This is a genomic window from Curtobacterium sp. UCD-KPL2560 (genome assembly GCF_001705035.1).
Classification (GTDB): Bacteria; Actinomycetota; Actinomycetes; order Actinomycetales; family Microbacteriaceae; genus Curtobacterium.
This window is the reverse complement of sequence record NZ_MCIG01000152.1, coordinates 1-1152: the sequence shown is the minus strand read 5'-3', so window position 1 is coordinate 1152 and position 1152 is coordinate 1. Positions and strand designations below refer to the sequence as shown.

Here is a 1152-nt window from a genome sequence, read left to right as displayed (position 1 = left end):
GCCCCGGTCCGTCGCGGTGCTCCCGGCCCCCGCCGCACCGGCTCCCAGCCCGGCGCGCTCTCCCCCGCGGGACAGCGCCTCGCCGACAAGTCCGCCAAGCGTCGACGCCGCGGGTGGATCGTCCTCACGATCGTCGTCGTCCTCGCGGTCCTGGCCGGCGTCGTCGGCTGGGCGTTCGGCCCCGGCCCGTGGGGCAACGTCCGCATCCCCGAGGTCGCGGGCAAGTCCGTCTCCCAGGCTCGGCAGCTGCTCGAGGCGCAGGGCCTCCGCACCGCAGCGGCCACCGCGAGCCGGTTCGACGCGGTCGTCACGCGCGGCCAGGTCTCGACGACGAAGCCCGCAGCAGCACGCGAGGTCCGCAAGGGCACCTCGGTGCAGATCGTCGTCTCGGACGGCCCGCGGATGATCACCCTGCCGGCGATCGTCGGCCAACCCGTGTCCACCGTGACCGCGGCGCTCGACGACGACTTCCAGCTGCAGGACGACCGCTACGAGTTCTCGGCCGACGCGCCGAAGGACACCGTCATCGCCGCCACCGGGGTGGGGACCGACGGCCAGACCGTCGACCTCGCCCAGGTGCCCGAGTACGGGGAGCGCGGCCCGGTGACCCTCACGGTCTCGCTCGGCCCGGTGCCGGACGTCCGGGGCAAGACCGTCGCCGACGCGTCGACGACGCTCGAGAGCGTGGGACTGACCCTCGGCGAGCAGACCCAACGGTACGACGACTCGGTGCCGAAGGGGCAGGTGATCTCCGCCGAGGCCGAGGGCTCCCCCGTCGTGCAGGGCAGCGCGGTGAACGTCGTCGTCTCGCGCGGTCCGACCCCGATCACGCTGCCGAACGTCGCCGGCAAGACGATCGACGAGGCCACCGCCACGCTCGAGAACCTCGGGCTCGAGGTCTCGGTCCCGGAGTGCACCAACCTGCTCTGCCGCATCGGCGACTGGAAGTCGGTCCTGCCGGTGTCCTCCACCGACCCGGTGCAGGGCACGACCGTGCACCGCGGCGACACCATCACGCTCCGCTACGACCTCTAGCCACCGGCTCGCGCGGGGCGCGGCGTCGGGCGCCGCAGTGTGGCGCGGGGTGCGCCGCCGTGCGGCGCGGGTGCGCCGCCGTGCGGCGCGGGTGCGCCGCCGTGCGGCGCGGGTGCG

At 74.9% G+C, this 1152-nt stretch carries 1 protein-coding gene; it reads left to right on the top strand.

Annotation, left to right across the window (positions count from 1 at the left end; all coding sequences use genetic code 11):
- On the top strand, nucleotides 1–1035 hold a 1035-nt coding region (locus BEP24_RS16260; protein WP_141693510.1), incomplete at its 5' end, for a PASTA domain-containing protein.
- Between the last annotated feature and the right edge of the window lie 117 nt (nucleotides 1036–1152).